This is a genomic window from Dermacoccus sp. PAMC28757, assembly GCF_014302635.1.
In the GTDB taxonomy this organism is placed as follows: domain Bacteria; phylum Actinomycetota; class Actinomycetes; order Actinomycetales; family Dermatophilaceae; genus Dermacoccus; species Dermacoccus abyssi.
This window is the reverse complement of record NZ_CP060292.1, coordinates 1,045,255-1,069,986: the sequence shown is the minus strand read 5'-3', so window position 1 is coordinate 1,069,986 and position 24,732 is coordinate 1,045,255. Positions and strand designations below refer to the sequence as shown.

Here is a 24,732-nt window from a genome sequence, read left to right as displayed (position 1 = left end):
GTCCTGCGGGCTCTCGGCGCGGCCGGTCAGCCTTCCACGCGTTCGAGCATCCCGTTGGCGATGAGCCGGCGCAGCAACGGCAGCGTCCCGGCGATGACCTCGTCGTCCGGCACGCCGACGAGCGAGGCGATGGCGACGAGTGCGGTGCGGGCGCTCATCGAGCCGTCACAGACCGACAGGAACGCCGCGAGCACGGTGTCGGCCTGGATCGAGAGGCCCAGCCCACCGCCCTGACGGATCATGATGACGCTCGGGTCGTCCGCGCCCGGCTTCGTGTGGCGCTCCTCGGTGACGTCGGGTGCGGCCTGCCACGTGCCGTCGAGGAGGTCGTCGTCGCTCGTCTGGGCCAGCCAGGAGCGGGCTCGCAGCCCGGCGTCGATCGTCGGGCCCATGGCCGATGCCACCGGGCCGCGCTCGTCCATGAGGTCGACGAAGGGATCGCGCTCGGACTCGGGCCGCTGCAGCGTCACGATGCCGAATCCGATGCTCTCGACTCCGCGTGCCGCGAAGTCGTCGAGCCATGCCGCGTACATGGCACCGTACTCGGGTGAGTTGACGCCGGCACCGCCGTCACGGGCCCACAGTTCGGCGTACTCGAACGGATCCTGAACCTCGCGCTGGACGACCCACGCGTCGAGTCCGGTGCCCTCGAGCCATTCGGTCCAAACCTGCTCGAACCCGTGGCCTTCGCGCATCTCCCAGTTACCGAGGAATTGTGCGATACCGCCGGGCTCGAGGTGATCACCCACGGAACGCACGAGGTCGCGGATGACGCCGTCACCCACAGCGCCGCCGTCGCGGTACTCGTAGCCGGGCATGCCCTCGGCGCGTGGCGTGATGACGAAGGGCGGGTTGCTCACGACGAGGTCGAAGCGGCGGCCCGCGACGGGCTCGAGCATCGAGCCGGCGAGCACTTCGAGCGGCAGGCGGTTGAGTGCGGCGTTGAAACGAACGAAGTCGAGGGCGCGCGTCGCGAGGTCGGTGGCGACGATGTGCTGCACGTGCCCCGCGAGGTGAACGGCCTGGACGCCGCAGCCAGTGCCGAGGTCGAGAGCAGCGGCCACCTCTCGGCGCGGGGTCCAACGCGCGAGCGTCGTGGACGCACCGCCGATGCCGAGCACGTGATCGGTGGCGAGGACGCTGCCCGTCGCGAGCTCCGACAGGTCGGAGGCGAGCCACCACGAGGAGTTCTCGTCGCCGTAGGGGCGCAGGTCGACGGCCGAGCGCAGCCCGGAGTCGGCCGGAACCGCGAGACCGAGACGTTCGAGTCCCTTGGCCCGTAGCGACGGGAAGGCCGCGTCGAGAGCGTCGAGGGTGTGAGTCTCGCCGAGGGTGAAGAAGCGGACCATCGTGGCCACCGGGTCGTCGCTGCCTGCGAGGGCACGACGCGCGGGAAGAGGCTGCTCCCGGTGCAACGCGGCGGACGCGCCCGGGCCGAGAAGCTCTGCGACGTGCTCGACGGTGTAATCGGCGACGACGAGGTCGTCTCTCAGCGCTTCGACGAGGTCGGTGGCTTCTGCGTCGGGGACGGGCATCCGGGAAGACATGCCCCCAGTATGGCGTTGCCGTCTCCGGTCGAACGCGGCGCGGCTCAGGCCGAGATGGCGGCGACCGACGAATCGACGTCCGTGTCGATGGCGAAGATGTTGTCGAGGCCCGTGATCTTGAAGTTGCGCAGCACGTGGGGGTTGGTGATGACGACGCGCATCTGTCCCTCGAGCAGGCGGACGGCCTTGAGGCGTCCCACGAGGACGCCGAGGCCGGTGGAGTCGAGGAAGCCCACGTCACGCAGGTCGGCCACGATGTTGTGGTGCCCGGCCGCGAGTACCTTCGAGATCGCGTCACGCACCGTGGGTGCCGTGTACACGTCGACCTCACCGTCGAAGGCAACGACGACCACGTCACCTTCGCGGTGCATGTTCACCTTGAGGTCCACGTGCGCGACCCTCCTGTTCGGTCGTGGTCTGGCAGGGGTGCGTCGAGCGTTAGTTTGTCATCTGGCCACCGAAAGTCAACGCCCGGCACCGCTTCTGGGCCCTGGGGAGGGACGCTCGCGATGACGTACGACGCCCGGTGCTCCCCGGATCAGATGCTCGACATCCTCGCCGGGCAGGGCACCGGGGAGTTGCGTCACGTACGTCGACGGCCCGCTCGCGAGGCCGTGACGGCGCCGTGGCCGGACTCTGTTCCGGCTCTCGTGCGGTCGACTTTCGAGGGCACCGGAATCCACGAACTCTGGTCGCACCAGAGTGAGGCCATCGCTCGGGTGATGGCCGGTGAGCACGTCGTCGTCGCGACGGGCACTGCGTCGGGAAAGTCCCTCGCCTACCAGGTGCCGATGCTGTCCGCCGCCACCGGTGCGCTCGACCCGGTGTCCGCCTCGATGTTCGCCTCGCTGCGCGGCGCGACGAGTCTCTACCTGTCGCCGACGAAGGCGCTGGCAGCCGATCAGCGCACCCGCCTCGAAGCCTTGGCCGTGCCGGGCGCGCGCCTGGCCACCCTCGACGGTGACACGCCTCCCGACGAACGACGTTGGATCCGCGACCACGCCAACGTCATCCTCACCAACCCCGACCTGCTCCATCACTCGATGCTGCCCGCGCACGAACGGTGGTCGATGTTCTGGCGCTCGTTGCGACTCGTCGTCATCGACGAATGCCACATCTACCGAGGTGTCTTCGGGGCGCACACGGCCGGCGTGCTGCGACGGCTGCGGCGTATCGCGGCCCGCTACGGGGCCGAGCCGACGTTCGTGCTCGCCTCGGCGACAGCAGCCGACCCTGCCAGACACGCTCGCGCGCTCACGGGGCTCGACGTCACCGCCGTCACGGACGACGGCTCGCCGCGCCCGGCGCTGACATTCGGCCTGTGGGAGCCCGGGCCGCCGCCGGGCGCGAAGGCCGAGCACGAGGTCTCGGCAGCGCTCGACGGAGCTCGCGGCTCGGATGACCCCGCCGATTCCTCAGCCGACGTCACGGACGATCTCGGCCGCCGCAGCGCCGTGGCAGAGACCGGTGACCTCTTCGGCGCGCTCGTCGGTTCCGGGGTACAGACGCTCGCCTTCGCGCGCTCGCGGGTCGGCGTCGAGGTGGTGGCCGACATGGCCCGTCAGCGGCTGTGGAACGAGGGGCTCGACGAATCCCTCGTGGCCGCGTACCGCGGCGGATACCTGCCCGAGGAGCGCCGCGCCCTCGAGCGCGGACTGCGCACGGGAACGTTGCGGGGCATCGCCGCGACGAGCGCGCTCGAACTCGGCATCGACGTCAGCGGGCTCGACGCCGTGCTCCTCGCGGGTTGGCCGGGCACCGTGGCGTCGTTGCACCAGCAGGCGGGCCGGGCCGGACGCTCGGGGCGAGACGCCCTGGCCCTGTTCGTGGCCGCCGACGACCCGCTCGACACCTACCTCGTCCACCACCCCGATGTGTTCTTCGGCCGTCCGGTGGAGGCCACCGTCATGGATCCGACGAACCCCTACGTCCTTGCTCCGCAGCTCGCGTGCGCGGCCGCCGAGCTGCCGCTCAACGAAGACGACGAGGTCCTCTTCGGGGAGGGCATGTGGCCGCTCGTCGACTCGCTCGTGGAGCGCACCGTACTGCGGCGACGCCCGACCGGTTGGTACTGGGCCCGCGACGACCGCCCCGGCGACCACGTGTCGCTGCGCGGCGAGGGTGGCGACGACGTGCGCATCGTCGAATCGCGCACCGGCCGAGTGCTCGGAACGGTCGACGGCGAACGGGCGCACTCGAGCGTCTTCAAGGGCGCGGTCTACGTGCACCAGGGCGTCTCGTACGTCTCCACGGAGTTGGACCTCGAGGACGGCAGCGCGCACGTCGTGCGCGGCAACCCCGGGTGGTCGACGGCCGCTCGCTCCGTCAGCGCGTTCGACATCATCGGCTCGAGCGCCAGCCGTGCGTGGGGCGCTGCGACACTGCACTACGGCGACATCCGGGTGACGACGCGCGTCACGTCCTTCCTGCGGCGTCTGCCGTCGGGTGAGGTGATAGGCGAGCACCCGCTCGATCTGCCGGAGCGCACCCTCGTGACGAAGGGCGTGTGGTGGACCCTGCCCGAGGACGAGCTCGCCGACGCAGGCATCACCCCCGACGTGGCCCCGGGCGCCCTTCACGCCGCCGAGCACTGCTCGATCGGTCTCATCTCGCTCGTGGCGCAGGGTGATCGGTGGGATATCGGCGGCGTCTCGACGGCGCTGCATCCGGACACGGACATGCCGACGGTCGTCGTCTACGACGCCCTGCCCGGAGGGTCGGGCTTCGCCGAGCGCGCCTACGCGCGGGCCACGGAGTGGCTGACGGCGACGAAGGAAGCGATCGAGACGTGCGCGTGCGAGTCGGGCTGCCCGGCGTGCATCCAATCGCCGAAGTGCGGCAACGGCAACAGCCCCCTCGACAAGCACGGTGCGATCGCTCTGCTCGACCTGCTGTTGCGCGACGCCTACGACGACCCGGCCAACTGACGCGTGGCTGCCCCGTGCTCGACGCAGGATGTGAGCTCTGGTCCGATCTGTGAGCGGCGCCGGTCACACACCGGGCCGAAACTCACACCTTGGCGTCGATTCGCTGCCCCCGTCATGGTCCACGCCCCTCGGGGGCGCCGGCGCGGGCGAGACCGCGTGCTTCGCGTCCGAGCGGCGCGGCGCGCGTGACCGCGACCTGCACCGACGTCGAGCGCACGACACACGACGTGACGCGCGCACCGTTGCGCTCGGCCGTCGTGGCGGCCAGGGCGCAGGGCGACGACCCCGGTTGCGCCGACGAGCCGAGCAGTACACTGGCCGCGGCGAGTGCTGCCTGATCGGCCGCGAGGCGGGTGCGCTCGGTGTCGATCGCGGTGCGCGCGTACGTGACCATCACACCGGCGAGCAGGACGACCACGACGATGACGCCAAGCATCGTCACCGTCACCGAGCCGCTGTCGTTCCGGGCCTTCGGAGATCCCTGACCTCCCCCGACGTGACCGTCTCGCACCCGGCCGAGTCGGCTCAACCAGCGTTCACGAGCCCGCAGTGGACGCGTGCGACCCCGCGCGGACCACCCGGTCACGGCGAGCCTCCCGAGCTGTTCGCAGCGTCACCCTCGTCCCCGCGTTCCGCGGCAGCCACCGCGCCGGCGGTGATGTCGCCGAGCGCCCACCCGAACCCGCGTGGAGCGGGAACGGAGACGGCCACGCGCACCCATTGCGAGCTCCGCGTGATCGACGTGGCTCCGGAGACACCGCTCTGGCGGACGGCCGCGCGCACGGCATCGTCGCTCTCGGCCCGGGCGGCAACCCTCGCGCCCACGGACGCGGCATGCCACGCCCGATGGTGCAGCAGCAGCAACTGGGCAAGACCGACGACGAAGGCGAGCACGAGCGCAACCGCAGGCAAGGCCACGGCGAATTCGGCTGTTGCCATGCCCGATTCGCCGTCACGTTCGTGCGTTCCGTGCCTGCGGCGCGCTCGTGTCATCGTCACGTCAGCGGGTCGAGAGAGCCGACGAGATGATGCCCTCGAGGGCCGAGCGCACGGTCGCGGACTTCACGACGGCGATGAGCACGGCCGCGAAAGCAACCGCGGCGATGGTGCCCACCGCGTACTCGGCCGTGGACATGCCGGCCTCGGCGCGTTCGGCGGCCGCTTGCCAGCGGCGCAGCAGGGCATTACGGGTACGACGGGTCACAGCGATCATGGCGATCTCCTCAGGGGTTGAGTTCTTTCGAGTGGTGCGCCGGAGGGCGCGCCGCCGGGGTTCCGGCGGGGTTCGGGGGTGCCCGATGCCAGGTGTCAGCCGAGGGGTTCGACGAGACCCATGACGAGGGGGACGACGGTGAGCAGGACGAAGGCGGGCAGGAAACACAAACCGAGCGGCAGGACGATGCGGACTCCGGCCTTCGCTCCGGCGACAGCGATGCGCTCGCTCTCGCCGACGCGCAGGTCATCAGCGGCCCGCCGCAGAAGGGTGGACGGCGGAGCTCCCGCCCGAGCAGCGAGCGCGAAGGCTCCTGCGGCCGGACGCCAGGCCGAGGAGGCGCCGGCCCAGGCACCGTCTCCGTCGACGCCCCAGCGCATCGCGGCAGCCACACGGGCCAGCGGCTCGCGGACGCCCGGCCCGGTTGCCGCGGACACGGCTTCGAGGGCTGCGACGGTGGGGGCTCCACCCGCGAGCGCCAGGGCGAGCAGGTCCATCGCGTGGGCGACGACCATCGGCGACTCCTCGACCGTGTCGCGTTGCTTCGCCTCCCGTCGGGATGCACCGAAGGCACGTTCGGTCAGGGGCCGAGCGGGCCAGACGCCAACGGCGAGAAGAACCAGTGCGAGGGCGATCACGGCGTCACCGCCGGAGGCTTGAGAGCCGAGGCAACCATGCGCTGCGACCAGGTGGAGCCGCCCCACAAGAGGGCCAACCCGGGCCACAGGGTGAGCAGGCCCGATGTGCCGCTGTAGATCTCGAAGACATCCACGCCGAGCATCCACGCGAGCGCCATGCCCAGAACTGGCAGGAGGACGAGGACACCCATCGTGGCCTTGGCGCCCGCGGTCGCTGCCTCCAGGGCTCGATCGTGGCGACGGCGTGCCCGTAGGTCCGCTGCCGCACTCGTCACGGCGTCGGCCAGCGGACACCCGTGTCGATCGGACATCTCCCACGCCGCCGCAATGTCAGCGCACGCCGGCAGCCTCCACATGACGCCCAGTTCGCGCCAGGTGTCCGCGAGATCTCCACCGGAGCGGGCCGCGTGACGCAACCGCTGCCACCCCTGGCTCGAGTGGGTGCCCCCGTCTGCGTAGGGGGCGACAACGAGCTCGACAGCATTCGACGTGGGAGCACCGGCTCGCAGAACGGCACCGAGCGCATCGAGAACGGCGAGACATTCGGCCTGGGGATTACTACGAGCGAGCAGACCGAAGCGCGACCCGGTTCGCGGGGTGGGCGTCAGCGCGAGCCATCTCGGGGCGGGCCACAGCCCAACGGCGACTGCGAGCGCGAGCGCGCACCACCACAGGGCGGTGTCGGACGGCCACGTCATGACGCCGCTCCGTCCATGAGCGCGCCGAGTTCGTCCCACGCCTCACCACGGCGCCCACCTCTCCAGGCGCTGCGCACCGTGAGGCCGCGGTGATCGCCGTCGAGGACCCCGATGCTCCCCACCCGACGTAGCCCGCCGGATCGCTCGAGGTGCACCACGACCCGGAGCGCGGAGCGCAACTGCGTACGCACGGCCTCGGGGCTCAACCCGGCCAGCGCGCCGAGCGCTTCGAACCGGGCGGGGACGTCACGTGGCGCGTTGGCGTGCACGGTGCCGCATCCACCCTGGTGGCCGGTGTTGAGCGCAGACATGAGTTCGCGCACCTCCGCGCCACGTACCTCGCCGACGACGATGCGATCCGGGCGCATCCGCAACGATTGGCGCACGAGCGTGGTGAGGCTGACCTCGCCGACGCCCTCGACGTTCGGACGTCGTGCTTCGAGCCGCACCACGTGAGGATGGGCAACAGACAGTTCACGGACGTCCTCGACGAGCAGAATGCGCTCCGAGATCGGCACACGGGCCAACATTGCGCCGAGCAGTGTCGTCTTGCCGGTTCCCGTGCCTCCGCTCACGACGAAGGCCGTTCGGCTCGTCACAAGTCGCGTGAGCAGGCTCTCGACCTCGGGGGAAACGCTCCCGAGCCGCACGAGGTCCTCGAGCAGCGGTCGTTCACTCGCCGGCACACGCAGGCTGAGGTGGGCAGCGCCTTCGACGAGGGGTGGCAGCAGCGCGTGCAACCGAGCACCGCCGGGCAGTACGGCGTCGACGAACGGGCTCGCGTCGTCGAGCCGCCGCCCGGCCACCGCGGCGAGCCGTACCGCGAGACGCCTCACCGCCTCCGCGTCCCCGAGGTCGACCCCGACTTCCTCGAGACCTTCTCCGCGGTCGATCCACACCCCGTCACAACCGTTGACGAGGACGTCGGTGACTCCCTCGATCTCGATGACCCCCTGGAGCGGGCCGGCCCCGAGCACGTCAGCTCCGAGGCGCTCACCCAGCACGGAGGTCTGCGCTCGTGAGTACACGGGAGCGTCCGCATCGACGATCGCCTCGAGCGCCGCAGCACTCGGTGCCCGTCCGGCGTAGATCTCCTTCCACATGCCTTCTGCTACGCCCATGCCATGCTCCGTCCACGCGAGCGGACATAGATGACGACATCCTGAACGAGACGAGTCATCGTCCGCTCGCCCTCGCCCGGCCAACGGCCGGCGAGCACGTCGTCGGCTGCTCGGTGCCCCAGACGCCATCGGGTGGGCCCGGACGTCACGACCTCCAGGTCGAGCGACTCGCCGAGTGCCACACGAGCCCGGGCGTCGGCCTCGAGCGTGACGAGCACCGGCATGAGCTCTCCGTCCAGCTTGTCGACGTACTGCTGGGCGGCTGCCATGGAGCACACGGTTCCGCGCACGAGGAGGACGATGACGTCGCACTCCGTCGGTTCTGCCGGCTCGTGGGGGGCCAACGTGACGACCGACCAGGCCGCTTCGCCCGCGAGCGCCCCGAGTACTGCGCTCCGCACGAGGCGATCGTGAAGACGGGGTGCACCTCGTCCGTGCGAGAGCACCCGGACCCCGTCACGTTCCGGCAGTGCGGCGAGGAGCTTCTGCGCGTCGATGTCGGGGCCGGCGCCTCGCAGCGCGTCCCAGCGTGCGCCCGCCTCACGGTCGAGGTCGAGGACGACGTCGAGACCACCTGTGCCCGGTTGTCCGTCGACGAGGACGACCGGGCCGCGGTCCTGCGCCGTTCGATCCGTACCTCGAGACCGTGCGAGATGCCGTGCCACGGCACAGGCGAAGTACGCGGCGTCGGCGGCTGAATCGGGGCAGACCACCCCGATACGGCGCAGTTCGCCGCGCTCGCTGCCCACCTCGTCGGGGGCTGGTGGGCCGAAGAAGTCGGCGTCGAACTCGTCCATGCACGCCAGCGTCGGCCCACAACCTCGACACCGTCCACGACGCGTCGGACGACCTTGTGGACGGGGCCGCCTGAACTACCGAAACGGCGCTCACCGCGTCGCAGATGTGGACGACGGCCCCCGTGCCGGGGGCCACCGCGGCCGCACGGGAGTAGGTGCAGGACATACGACAGCCCCCACCGGGGGGACGGTGGGGGCTGTCTTTACGTGCATACCCTTGGGGGTGCGGTATGCACGTCAGCGCTCGACCCGAAGGGAGCGCACGCCCCTAATGTGCCATGAGTGGCCACACGTTGCAACCGGCCCGCACATACCCGGCCAATACAGTAGCAACGGTTCGATAAATGAGAAACCGACTCGCCGGACGTTTTTTATTTGTTCTTATCGCAGGCGGCCCGCCAAAACGGCGTCCGAAATGGCGCCTCCTTCGGCGGCGCCCCGCTCCAGCGCCCCAGCGCTGAACTGCAGCCACAGGGCCACGCCGTCGCGCGTTCCCGAGGCATAGGCGGCCAGGGCGCCCGCATATCCCGCGCTCGCTTCACGCAGGTAGCCCACCTCGGGCACGGCCACACCCGTCGGGTCGAGCCCACACGACTGGACGAGCGCACGCTCGAAAGCTCTTGCCACCACACCGTTTCCGCGCGCGAACGGACGCATGACGGCGATCTCCGCATGTGCAATGGCCCCGACGACGAGGGCCGGCACCTTCTCGTGGCACGCCACCACCTCGTACAGCCCGGCCAGACGCCCCGGCAGGTCGAGCGGGTCGCACGCCGGGCCGGCCTCGACGAGTTCCTCGCACGTCTCCCCCGGCGACCGCGGGCGCCCCACCTCGTCGGCGGAGAGCAGTTGCGAACCGGCGGCCACGTGCAGACGCGCCAACGCCTGCGCGGGCGACGACAGGATGATCGAACGAACGTGCTCACTCTCGAGCGTCCCCTGAACACTCGCACGAAGCACTCGCTCGAGCGGGTCGGGCTCGGGCGGCCACTCGGTCATCCCCATGACGAGTTCACGCACGACATCGACGGAGACCTCGGCGCCCTCCAGCGCCGCGCCGGCCCGGGCGCCACGCACGCGCGACTCGGCGGCGGCCTGCGCCGTCCGTCGGCGCAACGCGTTGTGCCAGCGCAGCTGGGTACACGCCTCGCGGGCTCGCGTGAGGCCCGCCTCGACCTCGGGGATCGTCGCGAGCGATTGCAGAGCTTCGAGGGTGCCGGGCATGGGCATCAGCGTACTTGGACGCCGACGGAAACTACCGGCGAGTATCCACCCCTGACTTCCCAACCCCACGCGACGATGGGGTAGAAAAGCAGCCAAGTGTTGTGACCTACGCCTCGTTTCGGCGTGGTCGAAGCCGACGGAAGGAAGACAAGACATGTCCGAGACCGCCGAAGAGTACGGCCCCTTCCCGCCGAGCCCGGAGTTCAGCCAGCAGGCCGTCGGGCAGAAGTCGCTCTACGAAGAGGCCGACGCCGACCGCGAGGCGTTCTGGGCCAAGCAGGCGCGCGAGCGCCTCACCTGGGCCAAGGACTTCGACGAGGTGCTCGACTGGAGCGAGGCCCCCGTCGCCAAGTGGTTCGTGGGCGGCGAGCTCAACGTGGCCTACAACTGCGCCGACCGTCACGTCGAGGCCGGCAACGGTGACCGCGTCGCATTGCACTTCGTCGGTGAGCCCGGCGACGAGCGCGACATCACGTACGCCGAACTCACCGAACTCGTGCAGAAGGCTGCCGGCGCGCTCAAGGCCGCGGGTGTCGAGAAGGGCGACCGCGTCGCCCTCTACCTGCCGATGATCCCCGAGGCCGTCATCTCGATGCTGGCCTGCGCGCGTCTCGGCGCCGTCCACTCGGTCGTCTTCGGCGGGTTCTCCTCCGACGCCCTGCGCACCCGCATCGCCGACGGCGAGGCCAAGGTCGTCATCACGGCCGACGGCGGCTTCCGCCGCGGCAAGCCGAGCGCACTCAAGCCGGCCGTCGACGAGGCGGTCAGCGGTGAGACGACGGTGCAGAAGGTCATCGTCGTCAAGCGGACCGGTGACGAGACGGAGATGACCGACAAGGACGTCTGGTGGGACGAGGCACTCGAGGCCGCCGCACCCGCGGTCGACTTCGACACCTTCGATTCAGAACACCCGCTCTTCATCCTCTACACCTCCGGCACCACGGGTAAGCCGAAGGGCATCTTCCACACGACCGGTGGCTACCTCACGCAGGCGGCGTACACGAACGCCGTCGTCCACGACGTGCACCCGGGCGAGGACGTCTACTGGTGCACCGCCGATGTGGGCTGGGTCACCGGCCACAGCTACATCGTCTACGGCCCGCTGGCCAACGGCGTCACGCAGGTGCTCTACGAAGGCACGCCGGACAGCCCGCACCAGGGCCGCTGGTGGGAGATCGTGCAGAACAAGAAGGTCTCGATCTTCTACACGGCGCCCACGGCCATCCGCACCTGCATGAAGTGGGGCAAGGAGATCCCCGCCGAGTACGACCTGTCGTCGGTCCGTGTGCTCGGCAGCGTCGGTGAGCCGATCAACCCCGAAGCGTGGATGTGGTTCCGCGACAATATCGGCGCCGGTTCTGCCCCGATCGTCGACACGTGGTGGCAGACGGAGACGGGCGCCATCATGATGTCGGCCCTGCCCGGCGTCACGTCGCTCGTGCCCGGTTCGGCCCAGGCGCCGGTGCCCGGCATCACGGCCGACGTCGTCGACGAGGAGGGCAAGTCCGTCGGCAACGGCGAGACCGGTTACCTCGTCATCCGCGACCCGTGGCCGTCGATGCTGCGCGGCATCTGGGGCGACCTGCAGCGCTACAAGGACACCTACTGGTCGCGCTTCGAGGACATGTACTTCGCCGGTGACGGCGCGAAGCGTGACGAGGACGGCAACATCTGGGTGCTCGGTCGTGTCGACGACGTCATGAACGTCTCGGGCCACCGCTTGTCGACGTCGGAGATCGAGTCGGCGCTCGTCTCGCACGACGCCGTCGCGGAGGCCGCAGTCGTCGGCGCCGCCGACGAGACGACCGGTCAGGCCGTGTGCGCCTTCGTCATCCTGCGCGAGGAGGCTCGCGACCAGGCCGCCGACGACGACAGGCGCGAGGAGCTCGTCCAGGCGATGCGCACGCACGTCGGCAAGCAGATCGGCGCCATCGCGAAGCCGAAGACGATCCTCGTCGTCGACGAGCTGCCGAAGACACGTTCGGGCAAGATCATGCGCCGCCTGCTCAAGGACGTCGCCGAGGGCCGCGAGGCCGGTGACGCGACGACGCTCGCCGACCCGAGCGTCATGGAGAAGATCCAGGCAGGTCTGAAGAAGTAAGCAGCAGAGCGATCCGACGATGCGCGGGTGGGGCAGGCGCCCCGCCCGCGCATCTTTTCGCGAGAACGACGACAGCCGGTAAAATCGCGGGCGGTGTGCCGGGAAGTCTGGTCGGCCGTTCGCGTGAGGCGCGGATGACGACGACCACCCCTGCCCGAGGAGATTCACCATGGCCAAGCGCCACAAGAACAGCCTTCCGCCGATGAAGGACGAACAGCCGAGCTTCGAAGAGTTCAAGGAAGCCGCGCACGTCGCCCCCGTCGCCGTCGCAGGACGGCTGACCCGCCGCCTCTTCACCCGCGGCACGTGGCCCGAGGCCCAGCGCGTCAAGGAACTGCTGCGCACCGAGACCATCGGCGGCCTCATCCTGCTCGCCGCTGCGGTCGCCGCGATCGTCTGGGCGAACTCGCCCTGGCGTGACGGTTATGAGGCCCTGCGGGACGCACATGTCGGCCCCGGCTTCCTCGGCCTCAACATGTCGGTGGCGCACTGGGCCGCCGACGGCCTGCTCGCCGTGTTCTTCCTCGTCGTCGGGCTCGAACTCAAGCACGAGTTCGTCGCCGGCGACCTGCGCAACCCGGCAGCCGCCGCAGTGCCCGTCATCGCTGCCGTCTGCGGTGTCGCAATGCCTGCGCTCGTCTACGTCGCGATCAACGCCGCAGCCGGCGGCGAAGGGCTCAAGGGGTGGGCCATCCCGGCCGCCACGGACATCGCGTTCGCCCTCGCGGTGCTCGCCGTCATCGGTTCGCACCTGCCCACGGCGCTGCGTTCGTTCCTCCTGACGCTCGCCGTCGTCGACGACCTCATCGCCATCACGATCATCGCGATCTTCTACAGCAAGGGCTTCTCGCTCGGCTGGCTGCTCGCCTCGATCGCGGTCGTCGCAGTCTTCGGCTTCCTCACCCAGCGCGGCATCAAGCACTGGGCGATCCTCGCGCCGCTCGCGATCGTGGCGTGGGTCTTCATGTACAAGTCCGGCGTTCACGCCACGATCGCCGGCGTGCTGCTCGGCCTCGTCGTTCCGGTCAAGGGCAAGCACGCCCTCGCCCACCGCATCGAACACCGTCTGCGCCCCTATTCGGCAGGGTTCGCCGTGCCGGTCTTCGCGTTCTTCTCCGCCGGCGTCACCGTCGTCGGCACGAGCATCACCGAGACGCTTGCGGACGCCGTCACGCTCGGCGTCATCGCCGGCCTCGTGCTCGGCAAGGTCGTCGGCATCTTCGGCAGCACGTTCCTCGTCAGCAAGTTCACGAAGGCCAAGCTCGACGAGAACCTCTCGTGGGCCGACGTGTTCGGCCTCAGCCTCCTCGGTGGCATCGGCTTCACCGTCAGCCTCCTCATCGGCGAGCTCGCGTTCGGCACCGGAAGCGTCAAGGACGACCACGTCAAGGTCGGCGTGCTGCTCGGCAGCCTCCTGTCCGCGCTCCTCGCGAGCATCGTGCTCGGACGCCGCAACCGCATCTACCGCCGCATCGAGGAAGAGGAGACGCGCGACGCCGACCAAGACGGTGTGCCGGACGTCTACCAGCGCCCCGAACCGGCCTGAACCGCACCGAACCGAGGAGCCGGTAGGCGCGAATCGGCCGATATCGGTAGTGTGTCCATCGAATAGAAAACGTGTGATGCGACGGACGGCCGTCACCTCGACGAGGTGACGCCGCCTGCTGAACAGGAGATAACCATGGCCCTCAACACCCCCCGGGGCTCCGAGCGCACGCTCGGTCAGCTCGTTTCGGACGCTTCCGCTGACCTCTCGAACATCGTCAAGGGCGAGATCGACCTGGCGAAGATCGAGATCAAGGCTGACGTGCAGAAGGCCGGCAAGGGTGGCGGCATGCTCGCTGCCGCCGGTGTCGTCGCCCTGTTCTTCGTCGGCTTCCTCCTGACGGCCCTCGCCTGGGCCATCTCGGAGGTTCTCGACTGGCCGAACTGGGCCGGCTTCCTCATCGTCGCGGGCATCCTCGCGCTCGTCGCCGGAATCCTCGCCCTCGTCGGTATCAAGTCGATCAAGAAGGTCAAGGGCAAGCCGGTCAAGACGATCGACAACGCGCAGAAGACCGTCGCGGCCATCAAGCCCGCCAAGTGACGTTCTGACCTGCCGCACGAAGGCGGCTCACCCTCGAGGGTGGGCCGCCTTCGTCATGTTCGCCTTCCTCATGTCCCCGGCCGGGCGTTCAGCTGAGGAAGCGATCGGGCACCTGACGCTCGTCGTCGCGGTTCCACGAGCGCGCGACGCCCCCGGTGGTCAGGACCGCGTCGAGCACGAACGCCGTGAAGCCCCAGATGTAGAAACCGTCGACCTCGAACCCCGGCCCCTTGAAGCCGCGCGGGTGTGTGACCGTGTGGCGGTTCGCCGGGTCCACGAGATCGCGGACGGAGATGCGCGCGACGCGAGCGACCTCGACGGGGTCGAGCACCGAGATGTCGGACGGTACGTTCCACCAGGCGAGCACGGGGCAGACCTCGTAGTTCGTCACGGGCAACGCGACCGGCTGCAGTTCACCCATGACGTGGACGCCCTCGGGCACGAGCCCGATCTCCTCGTTGGCCTCACGCAGCGCGGTGTCGGTGAACGTGACGTCCTGCGGTTCGACCCCACCACCGGGAAAGGACACCTGCCCCGCGTGCTTGCGCAGGTTGGTGGCTCGCTCGGTGAGCACCACGTCTTCCCCGCCGTCGTCGTTCGGGCCGAAGAGCATGAGGATGGCAGAGGCCTTGGAGCCCTGCTCGGGACGCGGCCACCCCGCGCACAGGTCGCCGCGGCGACCGGCGTCGAGCACCGTGTTCAGCCAGGGCGGAGGCGTGGCGTCGCCCACCGGCACGCTCATCGGGCCTCGTCCTGCGCCCCTGCACCGGAGTGACGTGGCACGACCGGCGTTCCTCGATGCCCGGTCGAGAAGGAGGCGTCGGGCACTCCCCCGTCGACGAGCAGCGGCACCGGCGCCTCACCACCCTTCGGGGCCGCGAGTTCGTACTTGAGCAGGGCGCGCGCCTTGTCCGGGTCGGTCTCGCCGTCACCGAAGGACGGGCACCACTGCGCCACCGGGCAAACGCCGCATGCGGGCTTGCGGGCGTGGCAGATACGTCGGCCGTGGAAGACGACGACGTGGCTGAGCATCGTCCAGTCCTTGCGCGGGAACATCTCGCCCACCTCGGCCTCGACAGCGACCGGGTCGGTCGACGTCGTCCAGCCGAAGCGGCGCGCGAGGCGCCCGAAGTGGGTGTCGACCGTGATGCCCGGAAAACCGAACGCGTTGCCGAGCACGACGTTGGCCGTCTTGCGTCCGACGCCCGGCAGCGTCACGAGGTCGGCGAGCTTGCCCGGCACCTCGCCGTCGAAACGTTCGACGAGTTCCTGACCGAGCTTGATGACCGAGCGCGTCTTCGCCCGGTAGAACCCGGTGGGACGCAGGATCTCCTCCATCTCGCTCGGCTCCGCCGACGCCAGTGCCGCAGCGTCCGGGTAGCGACCGAAGAGCACCGGCGTGACCTTGTTGACCCCGACGTCTGTGGTCTGCGCCGAGAGGATGGTGGCCACGAGGAGTTCGAGCGGCGACTCGAAGTCGAGTTCGGCTCGCGCGTACGGGTACTGCTCCACGAGTCTGCGGTAGATGCGGCGTGCCTGACGCACCCGCCCCGTGGCGGTCTCGGGCACGCGCGCGGCCCGCTTCGGCGGCGTCACGGTTTCGGAGGTCATGCCCACACCCTAGAACGCCCCACCGACACCACCGAGCACCTCATCTGCTGGACGAACGAGCGCCTTTTTCCGCGCTTTCCTGGGAGTGAACTGTGTGGAGCGTCACCCGAAACGTGGCAGGATGGAGGCGTGGACATTGAAGTAGTGCGTCAAGCTCCCCTTTTCGCCGCGCTGACGGACGAAGACGCCCAGGCTCTTCTGCAGCGCATGTCGCGCGCCCGTATCGAGCGCGGCGACATCCTCTTCGAAGAAGGGGAGGAGGGCGATCGCCTGTACATCATCACCTCCGGCAAGGTGAAGCTCGGCCGCCGCTCCCCCGACGGTCGCGAGAACCTGCTCGCGATCCTCGGCCCCGGTGAGATGTTCGGCGAGCTCAGCCTCTTCGACCCGGGCGCCCGCACGACCACGGCTACGGCCGTCGCCGGCACCGACCTCGTCGCGCTGGGTCACACCGAACTCACCGAGTTCGTCTCGTCGCGCCCCGACGTGGCCGTCAAGATGCTCGGCTCCATCGCTCGCCGCCTGCGTCGCACGAACGAAGCGCTCGGCGATCTCGTCTTCACCGACGTTCCCGGCCGTGTCGCCAAGGCTCTGCTCGACCTCGCGAGCCGCTTCGGGCGTCAGGTCGACGACGGGGTCCTCGTCGCGCACGACCTCACGCAGGAGGAGCTGGCTCAGCTCGTCGGCGCCTCCCGCGAGACCGTGAACAAGGCTCTCGCCGACTTCGCCAGCCGCGGCTGGCTCAAGCTCGAGGCCCGCGCCGTGACGCTGCTCGACGTCGAGCGCCTTCAGCGCCGCGCCCGCTGAGGCCGCACTCACCTCGGTTGACAGCGAAGCGCCCGTCCCTTGCGAAGGGACGGGCGCTTCGCTGTGTCGTGGGGCTGTTCTCAGAGGCGGCCGAGATGGGCCAGCTGCGCCTTGACGACGGCCTCCACCGCCGGGCGCAGCTGCGGGCCGATGTCGCTGTAGGCGCCGTCCACGACGGGGCCGACGAGCTCGTCACCCTGCGCCGGCGAGTCGCCATTCTCGGAGTCGACGTTGGCCAGCACGGTCCGCACCTCGTCGAGGCGCTCCTGACGGTGGGCGCGGTATCGCTCGACGACGGGAGCGGCGTCGGCTCCGACAGGTCCGTGCCCCGGCGCCAGGACGACGACTCGCTCCCCCGCCTGCGCGACGAGCGCCATGAGGACGTCGAGCGTCGAGAGGTAGGCCGTGAGATCGCCGTCGGGGTAGGCGACGAAGCTGCTGCCCTCGCCGAGAATCGTGTCGCCGCTGAAGAGGACGTCGACGCCGTCGCGCTGGAGGACGAAGGCGGCTGAATCGCGCGTGTGGCCCGGCGCGAGCAGCACCTGGAGGTCGCCGATCATCTCGCCGTCGGTGAAGGCGTCGCCACCCGAGCCGCCACGCAACGCGACCGCGAGGCCGCGCCCACGAAGCGCCTCGACGAGCGCGCTCGCACCGCCCTCGTGGTCGTCGTGGTGATGGGTGAGCAGCACGACGACACGCGTGGCCTCGGCGCCCCGCACGGCGTCCATGATCGCGTCACGGTGGCCGGCATCCTCGGGCCCCGGGTCGACGACGGCGACGAGCGAGCCGTCCCCGCCCGAAGCTTCCTCCAGGGCGATGACGTACGTGTTCGTGCCGTTGAGCGTCATCGGGCCGGGGTTGTCGCAGCGCAGGTGTCGCACGCCGCTGGGGAGTCGGTCGAGTTGATCGGTCACAGGTTCACCTCCGCGTGAACGTAGGGCCCGTCGGGGCCCTTCAGCAGTTCGGGGCGCGTGGGGAGGAAGTGGAAGCCGCGTGCCTGCTCGAGCGCCTCGGTGGCACTCGACGCCCGGGAGAGGCGCTCGAGCGCCGTGCGCGTCGGGGGCAGGAGGCGGGCTCGCCCAGCCTCGGCTTCTGCCAGCATGGCTCCGGGCCGAACCCACTGACCTCGCTGCGACTCACGCGACACGGCATCGGCAGTGGCACCGCCCGGCAGCAGCGCCGTGAGGAACCAGGTGTCGAAGCGGCGGCTCTCGAACGCGGGCGTGATCCACCGGTCGACGGCCTCGACGAGGTCTCCACGCAGCGTCAGGCCCGCAGCAGCCTCGGTGAACGAGACCTCGTGAGCCTCGACCTGAGTGCGGCGCGCCCTCCACTCGTCGGTGGCGACATCGACGATCGCGTCGCCGTCCCCCTCGGACGCGAGAAGCACTCCGGCCTCCTCGAACAGCTCGCGCAACGCGCACACGAGCACACTGAGCGCCTCGTCGTGCCCGACGCCGAGCCGATCGGCCCACGCCTGCTCGCCACCCGCGGGGCTGCGCAGGCGGTGCGCCGGAGCGTCGTCGACGCCGAGGTCGGCGGGGTCGACGCGTCCACCCGGGAAGACCCAGGTGGACGGCGCGAAATCCATCGTCGCGGCGCGTTCGATCATGAAGACCTCGACGGGCTCACCGCGCACCAACAGGACGGTGGCGGCCTGCGCCGGAACTGTCGGCTCCGGGCGCGGTTGCGTGTCGTCGAACCAGCGCTCGGCTGCCTCGGCGAAGGGACCGATCGGGAAGTCGCGAGGCTGCCTCGGGATGTCGCTCATCAGTCGGCGACGGCGACCGTGATCTCGACCTCGACCGGCGCGTCGAGCGGGAGTACCGCGACGCCCACAGCCGAACGGGCGTGGACACCGGCGTCACCGAAGGCCGCACCGAGCAGCTCGGAGGCGCCGTTGATGACACCGGGCTGACCGGTGAAGGAGGGGTCGCTGGCCACGAAGCCGACGACCTTGACGACGCGCGTCACCGTGTCGAGGTCACCGACGACACTCTTGACGGCGGCGATGGCGTTGAGGGCACACGTGCGCGCGAGTTCGGCGGCCTGCTCGGGCGTGACGTCGGCACCGACCTTGCCCGTGGCGGCGAGGTTGCCCGCCACCATCGGCAGCTGACCCGAGGTGTAGACGAGGTTGCCCTCGCGCAGCGCGGGCACGTAGGCGGCCACCGGCTTGGCGACCTCCGGCACCTCGAGTCCGAGCTGCGAAAGATTCTGCTCGACCTGCGACATCGGATCAGGCCTTCGGGCGCTTGAAGTAGCCGACGAGGCCGTTGCCGTCAGGGCCGGGAACGATCTGGACGAGTTCCCAGCCGTCCTCACCGAAGTTGTTGAGGATCTGCTGCGTCGCGTGGATCATGATCGGCGCGGTGAAGTATTCCCATTTCTGCATGCCCCCACCGTAGCCCGCGCCCGCCTCACGGCGACTACGAAGCCCGCCCCACATCTCGTGTGGAACGGGCTTCACGCGCGATCAGGGTTTGATGTAGAGGGTGACCTTCTTGCCCTCACCGATCTTCTGACCGGACTGCGGCTCCGTGCGGACGACCTGGCCCGAGGCGACCTCACCCGATTCCTGCTTCGCCACGCCGGCCTGCAGCTTGAGTCGCGACAGCTCCGACTTGGCGTCGGCCTCACTACGTCCCTTGAGTTCCGGGACGGTAATCTGGTCACCCTTGATCGTGGCCGAGCCCGGCTCGGGGAACTTCTCCTTCGGAAGGCCCTTGCTGATGGCGTCCATCGTCTCCTTCCACACCGGCGCGGCGATGTCGCCACCGTAGAGGAAGTCACCGACGCGCTTGGGACCGATCGTGACGTTCTTGATCGGGTTGGTGTTCTCGCCACCGCGTCCGACCCAGATCGCGGTCGAGTACTGCGGCGTCGCACCGACGAACCACGTGTGCAGCGAACCGTCGACCGTACCGGTCTTACCGAACGCCTGGCGGCCTCCGGCGAGCGCGGCAGCCTTGGCCGTACCGTCGGGGCCGAGCACCGACTTGAAGATCTTGGCGACGCCGCGGGCCTCCTGCGTCGGGATGACCTGCTTGCACGGGTTGGGGGCCAGCTTGATCGGACGGCCGTTCGCCTGCTTGATCGAGACGACCGGGCGGGGCTCGCAGTACTTGCCGTCGGCCGCGACGGTGGCGAAGGCGTTCGCCATCATGACAGGGCTCGACGAGCCGGAGCCCAGGACGATCGACGAGGGGTCGGGCTTGATCTCCGACCAGCCGCCGGTCTTGAAGTCGGCCGCGTAGACACCGAGACGCTTGAAGGCGCCGCGAACGTTGCACGGTCCGAGCTGAGCGACGAGCACACCGAACGCCGTGTTGACCGACTCAGCGGTCGCCTTGGACAAGGACATCGGGCCGGCGGGCACCTGGTGGTCGTTGCCGACCGACCACACGCCGCCGCCCTGGCCGCACTTGCCCGGGAAGTTCTGGGACGTGAAGTTGTAGACCGGGTGCCCACCCTTGGTGCTGTTCATCCGGGGGACGTTGACCGTCGAGTCGACCGCGCGGCCCTGGTGCATGGCCTCGACGATGGCAAAGATCTTCGCGGTCGAACCGATCGGGAAACCCGAGCGCGGGTAGTTGACGGACGTGTTGAACGAGTCGGTACCGGCAACCGAGTACTTCGTGTTCTGCGCCATCGCCTCGACGTAGCCGGTGCCCGGCTGGATGATGACGCCGGCAGCCTGGACGTCGGCACCGTTCTCGACCGGCACACGCTTCTTGAGGTTCGAATCGAGCGCGGCCATCTTCTTGGGGTCGAGCGACGTCTGGATGATCAGGCCGCCGGTCTTCAGCTTGCCCAGGCGCTCCTTGCGCGTCTTGCCGAGGGTGGGCTGCTGGGCGATCCACTGCGTCACGTAGTCGCAGTAGTAGGGGTACTTGCTCGTCGCGCAGCCGCCGGAGGAGTTCTCCTCGAGCTTGAGCTTGAGCGGCGAGTTGATGGCCGCGCGCCCTTGAGCCTCGGTGATGAAGCCCTGGTCGATCATCTTCTGAATGCCGATGTTGCGACGCTTGACGGCGGCTTCCGGGTTCTTCACCGGGTTGGTCGTGTCCGGCAGGTTGACGACGCCGGCGAGCGTGGCCGCCTCGGCGATCGTGAGGTCCTTGGCCGGTTGACCGAAGTAGTAGCGCGAGGCCGCCTCGATGCCGTACTGCAGCTGACCGAAGTACACGAGGTTGAGGTAGCTCGTGAGGATCTGGTCCTTGGAGTGCGTCTTCTCGAGGTCGACGGCGTACTTGAGCTGCTTGAGCTTGCGGATGTAGGCCTTGGCACCGCTCTGGGCCACCGCTTCCTTGGCGGCTTCCTTGTCGCCGCTGTCGAGCGCCTGACGCTGGGCGGCCACCTTGACGTACTGCTGCGTCAGGGTCGAGGCGCCCTGGGTGCTCGAGGAGAACAGGTTGGAGGCGATGGCTCGCGCGATACCTCTCTTGTCGAGGGCCCCGTGCTGGTAGAAGCGTTCGTCCTCGATGGCCACCTGGGCGTCTTTCATGACCTTCGGGATGGCACTGCTCGCGACGACGATGCGGTTCTCGTCGTACGGGGTCGCGATGACGCTGCCGTCCTTGGCCAGGATCTTGGACTGCTGGCTCAGAGCGTTCTCGGCGAACTCCGAGGGGATGTTGTTGAACATCTTGACGCCGCTCTTGACGCCCGCGCCACCCATGCCGGTGACCGGCAGGAGAACGCCTGCCAGGAGCAGGCCGAGGGCCACGGAGGTCGCGACGAAGGCGCCGAGCAGGCTGAGGACGTTGCTCGTCGTCGAATTGCTCCGGCGCTTCTTCTTCGCAGCAGGACCGGCCGCTGCGGCAGAGGGCTTTCCACGCATGCACGCCAGACTACCGGGGCCTTCTGGGAATCTCGTCGAGGCCGATGCGGCGCGCCCACCCCTATCGGCAGGGTCTTCGCACCGATGTACTACGGCGATTTAGCACACCGAAGCCATGGAAACTCGCCAGTAACTTTGCCTAGTCTGCGTATAGCTCAACAACGACGTGGTCTACGCCACAGCGTCATCCGCACCAACAGGGGAGGCACAGATGACGATCATGACCGAGGAAACCCAGACGCCCGTCTGGGACGAGAACTGGGCGGCTCGCGCCCAGTGCGCGGCCACCGCGCCGGACGATCTCTTCGCCAAGGGGGCTGCTCAGCAGACGGCGAAGGTGATCTGCCAGCGTTGCCCGGTCGTCGCGGAATGCCTCGCGGACGCGCTCGACAACCGCACCGAGTACGGCGTCTGGGGCGGCATGACGGAACGTGAGCGTCGCGCGTTGCTGCGCCGTCGCCCTGACGTGAAGTCGTGGACCACGCTCTTCAGGATGGCTCGCGCCGACGAGGTCGCTGCCGGCATCAACCGCAGCGCCTGACCGGCCGAAACGACGAGGCCCCGCACCGATGGGTGCGGGGCCTCGCGCGTATCCAGGAGCGTGCGTCAGGCAAGAGCCTTCTTGACGGCGGCAGCGACGCGACCACCCTCGGCCTGGTCGCCGATCTTGGGCTTCACGACGCCCATGACCTTCCCCATGTCCTTCATGCCGGACGCTCCGGTGGCGGCGACGGCCTCGGCCACGACGGCGTCGATCTCCTCGTCGGACAGCTGCTTGGGCAGGTAGCCCTCGAGGCAGGCGAGCTCGGCCTGCTCCTTCTCGGCGAGCTCGGTGCGCCCGGCGCCGATGAACGCGTCGGCGGCCTCGCGGCGCTTCTTCGCCTCCTTGACGACGACGGCCATGACCTCGTCGTCGGTGAGGTCGCGGTGCTCCTTGCCGGCCACCTCAGCGTTCGAGACGGCCGTGAGGACCATCCGCAGGGTGGAGCTGCGCACGCCGTCCCGCTCACGGATCGCGTCGGTGAGGTCGCTCTGCAGTCGGGCCTTGAAGGATTCGCTCATGGGGCCATTCTTTCACCCCGGTGAGAGAATCCCGGCATGAGTTTTCACTGCCCCTCGACCTCGAACGCCGCTCTCCGCACCGCCGCAGGCGCGGTGGCCGCAGGCGTCGGGGCACTCGCGTGGGGCACGCTCGTCGAGCGCAACTGGTACGCGTTGCGCCGGTTCGAGATGCCGGTGCTCGCGCCCGGCAGTGCTCCGCTACGGGTGCTGCACGTGAGCGACCTTCACATCGTGCCGCGTCAGGAGCGACGTATTCAGTGGGTGCGCGAACTGGCCCGTCTGGAGCCCGACTTCGTCATCAACACCGGTGACAACCTCAGTGACGAGGACGCCATCCCATCGGCGCTGCGCGCGATGGAACCGCTCATGGCGTTCCCCGGCGCCTTCGTCTTCGGCTCGAACGACTACTTCTACCCGAAGCTGAAGGACCCGCTGCGCTACTTCGACGACTCGCACGCGAAGGGCGAAGAGATGGGCGTGGGCAGGTTCGATGTCGAGCCGCTGCGTTCCGGGTTCACCGGGGGCGGATGGCTCGACCTCACCCATCGACGCGAGCGAGTCGAGGTGGCGGGGGTTCCGCTCGAACTCGTCGGGGTCGACGATCCGCATCTTGAGTACGACGAGTACAACACGGTGTCCGCCGAGGCGGCGTCGCGGCGCGGTGAGGTGGCCGCGACGCTCGGCGTCGTCCACGCCCCCTACACCCGGGTGCTCGATGCGATGACAGCCGACGGCGCCGACGCCATCATCGCGGGGCACACGCACGGCGGGCAGCTCGCGGTGCCGTTCTACGGCGCGCTCGTGACGAACTGCGACCTCGACGTCTCCCGCGTCAAGGGCGTCTCGCGCTGGTGGCCGGGGGCGTCGGGCGTCGACTCGACACAGCGCGTCACTCTCGGGCCGGATGCTCGAAGCCTCGACGGCTCGCCCCTGCGCACCGCCGAGGAGATCGGTGACCGTTTCGACGTCCTCGAAGCACACACGGTGCGAAGCAGCGGCGTCTCGCACGCGGAGGAGTCGGCGCGTCAGCGGCGCCGCACGGCTCTGCCGTCGTCGAAGGCGCCGGACGACGCGGCCTGGATGCACGTCTCGGCCGGGCTCGGCCACAACAAGTACACGCCGATCCGCTTCGCCTGCCGCCCGGAGGCGACCCTCCTCACGCTGACGGCGCGGGACTGACCGGCGCGAGAACGCGCAGGGCGTCGGGCTTCACCGTGAACGTGCGGACGCCCTCGGCGGGTGCCGCGAGGTCGCCGTCGAGGTAGAGATCTGCGCCGGTCGGTTCGAGCACCTCGACGACGGCGCCGCGGTAGGCACGCACGGATCGTCCGTCGACGTGGGTGCCCGAGTACAGCTTCGGAAGCATGGCCGGGTAGCGATGGCGCGGCATGTCGGCGACGACGGTGACGTCGAGCAGCCCGTCGTCCATCGAGGCCTCGGGGTTGACGCGCATCCCCGCGCCGTAGCGTCCCGAGTTGCCGATGGCGACGTTCCACCCGGTGAAGTCGAACGTTTCCCCGTCGATGCGCAGGCTGATGCGGTGCGGATCCATGCGCACGAGCGCCCGCGCGCCGCCGTAGGCGTAGACGAGCGCACCCGGAACGAACGAGGGCGCGTCGTTGGCGTAGGTGTTGGCGAGCGAGTCGTAGCCGAGCGTCGCGACGCCGAGGAACGGCACGTCACCGGACATGCCGACGTCGACGCGGCGTTCGGTCGCCAGCGGGAGTCGGGAGGCGACCTCACGCAGATCGCGCGGCGCCCCGAGGGCACGGACGAAGTCGGCACCACGGCCAGCAGGCAGCGGCGCCATGAGTGCACCGCTGGTCAGTACGCCGGCGGCGACGCGTGCGAAGAGGCCGTCGCCGCCGAGCGCAGCGACGAGGGTGTCGGGGTCGACCGAGGCGGCGACCTGCGTCGCGTGCTCGGCCGACTCCGTGACAACGACCTCGACGTCCCACCCGTGCGAGCGCAGGATGTCGCGCGTCGGGTCGACGAGCGCCCGCGTCCGCCCGCCGCGCGACGCGGGGTTGACGACGAGGAGCGTTCTGCGTGCGGCCATG

At 69.5% G+C, this 24,732-nt stretch carries 26 protein-coding genes; 7 read left to right on the top strand and 19 right to left on the bottom strand.

The window, feature by feature from the left end:
- Positions 1 to 26 precede the first annotated feature (26 nt).
- Together H7F30_RS05190 and H7F30_RS05185 are read right to left on the bottom strand one after the other, a co-directional pair.
- Entirely contained in the window at positions 27 to 1,547 is a 1,521-nt protein-coding gene (locus H7F30_RS05190; protein WP_187037197.1) for a methyltransferase, read from the bottom strand.
- Between the two features lie 44 nt (positions 1,548 to 1,591).
- Entirely contained in the window at positions 1,592 to 1,936 is a 345-nt protein-coding gene (locus H7F30_RS05185; RefSeq protein WP_047312485.1) for an STAS domain-containing protein, read from the bottom strand.
- Between the two features lie 120 nt (positions 1,937 to 2,056).
- Here H7F30_RS05185 and H7F30_RS05180 point away from each other — a divergent pair, with 120 nt between their 5' ends.
- Entirely contained in the window at positions 2,057 to 4,474 is a 2,418-nt protein-coding gene (locus H7F30_RS05180) for a DEAD/DEAH box helicase (RefSeq protein ID WP_187037195.1), read from the top strand.
- Between the two features lie 112 nt (positions 4,475 to 4,586).
- Here H7F30_RS05180 and H7F30_RS05175 read toward each other — a convergent pair whose 3' ends face one another.
- The 8 genes from H7F30_RS05175 to H7F30_RS05140 all read right to left on the bottom strand — a co-directional run bounded on the left by H7F30_RS05175 (position 4,587) and on the right by H7F30_RS05140 (position 10,165).
- A complete protein-coding gene (locus tag H7F30_RS05175; protein WP_255465009.1) occupies positions 4,587 to 4,922 on the bottom strand; it encodes an Rv3654c family TadE-like protein in 336 nt (111 codons plus the stop codon).
- 134 nt (positions 4,923 to 5,056) lie between these two features.
- Positions 5,057 to 5,413 carry a TadE family type IV pilus minor pilin gene (locus H7F30_RS05170; RefSeq protein ID WP_156170382.1) on the bottom strand — a complete coding sequence of 119 codons (357 nt, stop codon included), beginning with the start codon at positions 5,411 to 5,413 and terminating at the stop codon, positions 5,057 to 5,059.
- A gap of 61 nt (positions 5,414 to 5,474) precedes the next feature.
- Positions 5,475 to 5,687: a DUF4244 domain-containing protein gene (locus tag H7F30_RS05165; protein ID WP_052947104.1), complete on the bottom strand. Its 213-nt coding sequence runs from the start codon at positions 5,685 to 5,687 to the stop codon at positions 5,475 to 5,477.
- Positions 5,688 to 5,782: 95 nt separating this feature from the next.
- On the bottom strand, positions 5,783 to 6,202 hold the full coding sequence (locus H7F30_RS05160; RefSeq protein WP_129664893.1) for a type II secretion system F family protein: 420 nt from the start codon (positions 6,200 to 6,202) through the stop codon (positions 5,783 to 5,785).
- Positions 6,203 to 6,321: 119 nt separating this feature from the next.
- Entirely contained in the window at positions 6,322 to 7,023 is a 702-nt protein-coding gene (locus H7F30_RS05155; protein WP_187037188.1) for a type II secretion system F family protein, read from the bottom strand.
- Positions 7,020 to 8,144, bottom strand: coding sequence for a TadA family conjugal transfer-associated ATPase (locus tag H7F30_RS05150; protein WP_231579604.1), 1,125 nt, complete (start codon positions 8,142 to 8,144; stop codon positions 7,020 to 7,022). Before H7F30_RS05150 ends, H7F30_RS05155 begins: the two co-directional genes overlap by 4 nt.
- Entirely contained in the window at positions 8,135 to 8,941 is an 807-nt protein-coding gene (locus tag H7F30_RS05145; protein ID WP_187037185.1) for a hypothetical protein, read from the bottom strand. The genes H7F30_RS05150 and H7F30_RS05145 overlap by 10 nt, the downstream gene beginning before the upstream one ends.
- 381 nt (positions 8,942 to 9,322) lie before the next feature.
- Positions 9,323 to 10,165 carry a Fic family protein gene (locus tag H7F30_RS05140; protein ID WP_129664887.1) on the bottom strand — a complete coding sequence of 281 codons (843 nt, stop codon included), beginning with the start codon at positions 10,163 to 10,165 and terminating at the stop codon, positions 9,323 to 9,325.
- Between the two features lie 154 nt (positions 10,166 to 10,319).
- Between H7F30_RS05140 and acs the strand changes: the two genes are divergently transcribed.
- The 3 genes from acs to H7F30_RS05125 all read left to right on the top strand — a co-directional run bounded on the left by acs (position 10,320) and on the right by H7F30_RS05125 (position 14,352).
- Positions 10,320 to 12,266: an acetate--CoA ligase gene (gene acs, locus H7F30_RS05135; protein ID WP_187037184.1), complete on the top strand. Its 1,947-nt coding sequence runs from the start codon at positions 10,320 to 10,322 to the stop codon at positions 12,264 to 12,266.
- A 169-nt stretch (positions 12,267 to 12,435) separates the two neighbouring features.
- On the top strand, positions 12,436 to 13,812 hold the full coding sequence (nhaA, locus tag H7F30_RS05130) for a Na+/H+ antiporter NhaA (protein ID WP_255464964.1): 1,377 nt from the start codon (positions 12,436 to 12,438) through the stop codon (positions 13,810 to 13,812).
- A gap of 135 nt (positions 13,813 to 13,947) precedes the next feature.
- Positions 13,948 to 14,352 carry a phage holin family protein gene (locus H7F30_RS05125; protein WP_047312490.1) on the top strand — a complete coding sequence of 135 codons (405 nt, stop codon included), beginning with the start codon at positions 13,948 to 13,950 and terminating at the stop codon, positions 14,350 to 14,352.
- An 88-nt stretch (positions 14,353 to 14,440) separates the two neighbouring features.
- Here H7F30_RS05125 and H7F30_RS05120 read toward each other — a convergent pair whose 3' ends face one another.
- On the bottom strand, positions 14,441 to 15,094 hold the full coding sequence (locus tag H7F30_RS05120; protein WP_187037182.1) for a CoA pyrophosphatase: 654 nt from the start codon (positions 15,092 to 15,094) through the stop codon (positions 14,441 to 14,443).
- Positions 15,091 to 15,963: an endonuclease III gene (gene nth / locus H7F30_RS05115; protein ID WP_187037180.1), complete on the bottom strand. Its 873-nt coding sequence runs from the start codon at positions 15,961 to 15,963 to the stop codon at positions 15,091 to 15,093. Before nth ends, H7F30_RS05120 begins: the two co-directional genes overlap by 4 nt.
- Before the next feature lie 129 nt (positions 15,964 to 16,092).
- Between nth and H7F30_RS05110 the strand changes: the two genes are divergently transcribed.
- The gene (locus H7F30_RS05110; protein WP_047312491.1) at positions 16,093 to 16,770 is read left to right on the top strand and encodes a Crp/Fnr family transcriptional regulator; all 678 of its coding nucleotides are present in this window, start codon (positions 16,093 to 16,095) and stop codon (positions 16,768 to 16,770) included.
- 80 nt (positions 16,771 to 16,850) lie between these two features.
- Here the strand turns inward: H7F30_RS05110 and H7F30_RS05105 are convergent, their stop codons facing one another.
- The 5 genes from H7F30_RS05105 to H7F30_RS05085 form a co-directional block, all read right to left on the bottom strand.
- Complete coding sequence (locus tag H7F30_RS05105; RefSeq protein WP_187037178.1) at positions 16,851 to 17,684, bottom strand: MBL fold metallo-hydrolase; 834 nt, start codon at positions 17,682 to 17,684, stop codon at positions 16,851 to 16,853.
- The gene (locus H7F30_RS05100; RefSeq protein WP_187037176.1) at positions 17,681 to 18,541 is read right to left on the bottom strand and encodes an NUDIX hydrolase; all 861 of its coding nucleotides are present in this window, start codon (positions 18,539 to 18,541) and stop codon (positions 17,681 to 17,683) included. The genes H7F30_RS05105 and H7F30_RS05100 overlap by 4 nt, the downstream gene beginning before the upstream one ends.
- Positions 18,541 to 19,005 (bottom strand): RidA family protein, encoded by a 465-nt coding sequence (locus tag H7F30_RS05095; RefSeq protein WP_187037175.1) that lies wholly within the window; start codon positions 19,003 to 19,005, stop codon positions 18,541 to 18,543. Before H7F30_RS05095 ends, H7F30_RS05100 begins: the two co-directional genes overlap by 1 nt.
- Before the next feature lie 4 nt (positions 19,006 to 19,009).
- Positions 19,010 to 19,165 (bottom strand): DUF4177 domain-containing protein, encoded by a 156-nt coding sequence (locus tag H7F30_RS05090; RefSeq protein WP_118914533.1) that lies wholly within the window; start codon positions 19,163 to 19,165, stop codon positions 19,010 to 19,012.
- Positions 19,166 to 19,246: 81 nt separating this feature from the next.
- Positions 19,247 to 21,610 (bottom strand): transglycosylase domain-containing protein, encoded by a 2,364-nt coding sequence (locus H7F30_RS05085; RefSeq protein ID WP_187037173.1) that lies wholly within the window; start codon positions 21,608 to 21,610, stop codon positions 19,247 to 19,249.
- 211 nt (positions 21,611 to 21,821) lie between these two features.
- Between H7F30_RS05085 and H7F30_RS05080 the strand changes: the two genes are divergently transcribed.
- Positions 21,822 to 22,151, top strand: coding sequence for a WhiB family transcriptional regulator (locus H7F30_RS05080; RefSeq protein ID WP_187037171.1), 330 nt, complete (start codon positions 21,822 to 21,824; stop codon positions 22,149 to 22,151).
- A 65-nt stretch (positions 22,152 to 22,216) separates the two neighbouring features.
- On the opposite strand, the gene H7F30_RS05075 is transcribed toward H7F30_RS05080, so the two are convergent.
- Positions 22,217 to 22,672 carry a GatB/YqeY domain-containing protein gene (locus tag H7F30_RS05075; RefSeq protein ID WP_047312495.1) on the bottom strand — a complete coding sequence of 152 codons (456 nt, stop codon included), beginning with the start codon at positions 22,670 to 22,672 and terminating at the stop codon, positions 22,217 to 22,219.
- A gap of 36 nt (positions 22,673 to 22,708) precedes the next feature.
- Here H7F30_RS05075 and H7F30_RS05070 point away from each other — a divergent pair, with 36 nt between their 5' ends.
- Positions 22,709 to 23,851, top strand: a complete 1,143-nt coding sequence (locus H7F30_RS05070) for a metallophosphoesterase (RefSeq protein ID WP_255464962.1) — start codon at positions 22,709 to 22,711, stop codon at positions 23,849 to 23,851.
- On the opposite strand, the gene H7F30_RS05060 is transcribed toward H7F30_RS05070, so the two are convergent.
- The gene (locus tag H7F30_RS05060) at positions 23,829 to 24,731 is read right to left on the bottom strand and encodes a diacylglycerol kinase family protein (protein ID WP_187037169.1); all 903 of its coding nucleotides are present in this window, start codon (positions 24,729 to 24,731) and stop codon (positions 23,829 to 23,831) included. The genes H7F30_RS05070 and H7F30_RS05060 overlap by 23 nt on opposite strands.
- Position 24,732 lies beyond the last annotated feature (1 nt).